The 4,913-nt window shown below is 71.3% G+C and carries 3 protein-coding genes; 1 reads left to right on the forward strand and 2 read right to left on the reverse strand.

Annotated features, from left to right (window positions below; genetic code table 11):
* Positions 1-74: 74 nt before the first annotated feature.
* Complete coding sequence (locus ACWGIU_RS29785) at positions 75-749, reverse strand: TetR family transcriptional regulator (RefSeq protein ID WP_453710947.1); 675 nt, start codon at positions 747-749, stop codon at positions 75-77.
* A complete protein-coding gene (locus ACWGIU_RS29790) occupies positions 746-1,726 on the reverse strand; it encodes an acyl-CoA desaturase (protein ID WP_453710949.1) in 981 nt (326 codons plus the stop codon). Before ACWGIU_RS29790 ends, ACWGIU_RS29785 begins: the two co-directional genes overlap by 4 nt.
* A gap of 355 nt (positions 1,727-2,081) precedes the next feature.
* Between ACWGIU_RS29790 and ppc the strand changes: the two genes are divergently transcribed.
* Positions 2,082-4,844 (forward strand): phosphoenolpyruvate carboxylase, encoded by a 2,763-nt coding sequence (gene ppc / locus ACWGIU_RS29795; protein WP_453710951.1) that lies wholly within the window; start codon positions 2,082-2,084, stop codon positions 4,842-4,844.
* Positions 4,845-4,913: the final 69 nt, after the last annotated feature.

Consider the following 4,913-nt stretch of genomic DNA (forward strand, 5'->3'; position numbering starts at 1 on the left):
GATCTCCGGTGACGGGGCGCCGTCGGGTGCTGCTCGGTGGCCGGCGTCCGGTGCCGGTGCCGCGCGTACCGCGGTCAGTTCTTGCGCCGGCCCACCAGCTGCGGCTTCGACTCCAGCCCGTCCAGCCCGTGCCAGGCCAGATTCACCAGGTGTGCCGCCACCTCCGCCTTCTTGGGCTTGCGCACGTCCAGCCACCACTGCCCGGTCAGCGCCACCATCCCGACCAGCGCCTGCGCGTACAGCGGGGCCAGCTTGGGGTCGAAGCCCCGCGCCTTGAACTCCAGACCCAGGATGTCCTCGACCTGCGTGGCGATGTCGCTGATCAGCGAGGCGAAGGTGCCGGTCGACTGGGCGACCGGGGAATCCCGCACGAGGATCCGGAAGCCGTCCGTGTACGACTCGATGTAGTCCAGCAGCGCGAACGCCGCCTGCTCCAGCAGCTCCCGCGGGTGCCCGGCCGTCAGCGCGCCCGTCACCCCGTCCAGCAGCTGGCGCATCTCCCGGTCCACGACGACCGCGTACAGCCCCTCCTTGCCGCCGAAGTGCTCGTACACCACCGGCTTGGACACCCCGGCCTTCGCCGCGATCTCCTCCACCGAGGTGCCTTCGAAGCCCTTCTCGGCGAACAGCGTCCGGCCGATGTCCAGCAGTTGCTGGCGCCGCTCCGCGCCCGTCATCCGAACCCGGCGGCCGCGCCTGGGCTTGTCGCTGCTGGAATTATCGCCGTCGATCGCCACGCCCCCCATCATGCCGCGTTCGACTCGCTTTCCCTGCGCCGGGCGTCGATGCGGGCCGCCGACGGCCAGCGGACATCCGTCGCCCAGCCCAGCTGCTCGAACCAGCGGATCAGGCGCGCGCTGGAGTCGACCTGGCCGCGCAGCACGCCGTGGCGCGCCGAGGTCGGGTCGGCGTGGTGCAGGTTGTGCCAGGACTCGCCGCACGAGAGCACCGCCAGCCACCACACGTTGCCACTGCGGTCCCGGGACCTGAACGGCCGCTTGCCCACCGCGTGGCAGATCGAGTTGATCGACCAGGTCACGTGGTGCAGCAGCGCGACCCGCACGAGGGAGCCCCAGAAGAACGCCGTGAACGCGCCCCACCAGGACATCGTCACCAGGCCGCCCACCAGCGGCGGGATCGCCAGCGAGAAGATCGTCCAGAAGATGAAGTCCCGCGAGATCCGGCGGATCGCCGGGTCCTTGATCAGGTCGGGGGCGTACTTCTGCTGATCGGTCTGCTCCTCGTCGAACAGCCAGCCGATGTGGGCCCACCACAGCCCCTTCATCAGGGCCGGCAGGGTCTCCCCGAACCGCCACGGCGAATGCGGGTCACCCTCGTGGTCCGAGAACTTGTGGTGCTTGCGGTGGTCCGCCACCCAGCGCACGAGCGGTCCCTCCACCGCCATCGACCCCATCACCGCGAGGACGATCCGCAGCGGCCGATTCGCCTTGAAGGAACCGTGGGTGAAGTAGCGGTGGAAACCGATGGTGATCCCGTGGCAGGCCAGGAAGTACATGAAGACCATCAGGCCCAGGTCCAACCAGCTCACCCCCCAGCCCCAGGCCAGCGGGACGGCCGCCAGCAGGGCCACGAAGGGCACGGTGATGAACAGCAGCAGAGCCATCTGCTCGATGGACCGCTTGTTCTCGCCGCCGAGTGTCGCGGACGGCTCGGATGTGTCGGAGGGCGCGCCGGCACCCTCGATCAGATCGGGACTGGTGGTCATGGGGGTCCCCTGGGGGGTGAGAGAAATCGGCAGGCTCCCGGGTTACGAAACCCTACGGACCCGTAACCTACGGCATCGTAAGTATGGCAAATCCGGGTACGCAGGCAAGAGGGGCTGCGCCGGGAGGAGGAGCGCGCGCGAGGTGTTCACGCGCCGCCTGATGAGACGTTTGCCCAGGCACACGCATCGGACACCTATCCTGGGTCCCGTCGGACAGCGCGGTCCGCACGGGCAGCCCGAGCTGCGCATCAGGAGCGGAGATCCCGCCCCCGGACGGAATCCGGGGAAGGCATCACCGCACGTCGCCGGGAGCCCACCGCCCAGTAGCGCTCGAACACTGCAAGGAGCCGCACCTGTGAGCAGTGCTGACCAGGCCCCCCAGGGCCAGGCCCCCGTCACCCCGGCCGACACCGCCAACGCGGAACTGCGCGCGGACATCCGCCGCCTCGGCGACCTCCTCGGGGAGACCCTCGTACGCCAGGAGGGCCAAGACCTCCTCGACCTCGTCGAGCGCGTCCGCGCCCTCACCCGCACCGACGGCGAGGCCGCCGCCGCCCTGCTCGGCGACACCGACCTGGAGACCGCCGCCAAGCTCGTACGCGCCTTCTCCACCTACTTCCACCTCGCCAACGTCACCGAGCAGGTGCACCGCGGCAAGGAACTGCGCGCCCACCGTGCCGCCGAGGGCGGGCTCCTCGCCCGCACGGCCGACATGCTGAAGGACGCCGACCCCGAACACCTGCGCGAGACGGTCAAGAACCTCAACGTCCGCCCGGTCTTCACCGCGCACCCCACCGAGGCGGCCCGCCGCAGCGTCCTCAACAAGCTGCGCCGCATCGCCACCCTGCTGGAGGAGCCCGTCACCGGCGCCGGCGACCGCCGCCGCCACGACCTGCGCCTCGCCGAGAACATCGACCTCGTCTGGCAGACCGACGAGCTGCGCGTCGTGCGACCCGAGCCCGCCGACGAGGCCCGCAACGCCATCTACTACCTCGACGAGCTGCACGCCGGCGCCGTCGGCGACGTCCTCGAGGACCTCGCCGCCGAGCTTCAGCGCGTCGGCGTCGAGATCCCCGCCGGCACCCGCCCGCTGACCTTCGGCACCTGGATCGGCGGCGACCGGGACGGCAACCCGAACGTCACCCCGGAGGTCACCCGCGACGTGCTGATCCTCCAGCACGAGCACGGCATCACCGACGCCCTGGAACTCATCGACTACCTGCGCGGACTCCTCTCCAACTCCATCCGCTACACCGGAGCCACCGAGGAACTCCTCGCCTCCCTCCAGGCCGACCTGGAGCGCCTCCCCGAGATCAGCCCGCGCTACAAGCGGCTGAACGCCGAGGAGCCGTACCGCCTCAAGGCCACCTGCATCCGGCAGAAGCTCCTCAACACCCGCGAGCGCCTCGCCAAGGGCATCCCGCACGAGGAAGGCCGCGACTACCTCGGCACCGCCGAGCTGCTCACCGACCTCACCCTCATCCAGACCTCCCTGCGCGAACACCGCGGCGCGCTCTTCGCCGACGGCCGCATGGACCGCACCATCCGCACCCTGGCCGCCTTCGGCCTGCAGCTCGCCACCATGGACGTGCGCGAGCACGCCGACGCCCACCACCACGCGCTCGGCCAGCTCTTCGACCGGCTCGGCGAGGAGTCCTGGCGCTACGCCGACATGCCGCGCGACTACCGGCAGAAGCTCCTCGCCAAGGAACTGCGCTCCCGCCGCCCGCTGGCGCCCACCCCGGCCCCGCTCGACGCCGCAGGAGCCAAGACCCTCGGCGTCTTCGGCGCCATCAAGGACGCCTTCGAGAAGTTCGGCCCCGAGGTCATCGAGTCCTACATCATCTCGATGTGCCAGGGCGCCGACGACGTCTTCGCCGCCGCCGTCCTCGCCCGCGAGGCCGGCCTCATCGACCTCCACACCGGCTGGGCCAAGATCGGCATCGTCCCGCTCCTGGAGACCACCGACGAGCTGCGCGCCGCCGACGTCATCCTCGACGAGATGCTCGCCGACCCCTCCTACCGGCGCCTCGTCTCCCTGCGCGGCGACGTCCAGGAGGTCATGCTCGGCTACTCCGACTCCTCCAAGTTCGGCGGCATCACCACCTCCCAGTGGGAGATCCACCGCGCCCAGCGCCGGCTGCGCGACGTCGCCCACCGCTACGGCGTGCGCCTGCGCCTCTTCCACGGCCGCGGCGGCACCGTCGGCCGCGGCGGCGGCCCCTCCCACGACGCGATCCTCGCCCAGCCCTGGGGCACCCTCGAAGGCGAGATCAAGGTCACCGAGCAGGGCGAGGTCATCTCCGACAAGTACCTCGTCCCCTCCCTGGCCCGGGAGAACCTCGAACTGACCGTCGCGGCCACCCTGCAGGCCTCCGCCCTGCACACCGCGCCCCGCCAGTCCGACGAGGCCCTCTCCCGCTGGGACGCGGCCATGGACGTGGTCTCCGACGCCGCGCACGCCGCGTACCGCGAGCTCGTCGAGGACCCCGACCTACCCTCGTACTTCTTCGCCGCGACCCCCGTCGACCAGCTCGCCGACCTCCACCTGGGCTCCCGGCCCTCCCGCCGCCCCGACTCCGGCGCCGGCCTCGACGGCCTGCGCGCCATCCCGTGGGTCTTCGGCTGGACCCAGTCCCGCCAGATCGTCCCCGGCTGGTACGGGGTCGGCTCCGGCCTCAAGGCCCTGCGCGAGGCCGGCCAGGAGGACGTCCTCGCCGAGATGGGCGGACGCTGGCACTTCTTCCGCAACTTCCTGTCCAACGTCGAGATGACGCTGGCCAAGACCGACCTGCGGATCGCGCGCCACTACGTCGACACCCTCGTGCCCGACGACCTCAAGCACGTCTTCGCCCGCATCGAGGCCGAGCACGAGCTCACCGTCCGCGAGGTCCTGCGCATCACCGGCGCCGAAGAGCTCCTCGGCTCGAACCCGGTGCTCCAGCAGACCTTCGCCGTACGCGACGCCTACCTGGACCCCATCTCCTACCTCCAGGTCTCCCTGCTGGCCCGCCAGCGCGCGGCCGCCGCCGCGGGCGAGGAAGCCGACCCGCTGCTCGCCCGCGCCCTGCTGCTCACGGTCAACGGCGTCGCCGCCGGCCTGCGCAACACCGGCTGAGCATCCGCGGGGCCCGAGCGCCCCACCCACGAGGAAGCCCCCGCACCGGCCGGTGCGGGGGCTTCCTCC

This window comes from Streptomyces sp. NPDC054840 (assembly GCF_053611065.1).

What these genes read in the sequence shown, in the direction of transcription:
- ACWGIU_RS29785 (WP_453710947.1), bottom strand. Translation starts at nt 749, where the DNA reads ATGATGGGGGGCGTGGCGATCGACGGCGATAATTCCAGCAGCGACAAG.
- ACWGIU_RS29790 (WP_453710949.1), bottom strand. Translation starts at nt 1,726, where the DNA reads ATGACCACCAGTCCCGATCTGATCGAGGGTGCCGGCGCGCCCTCCGAC.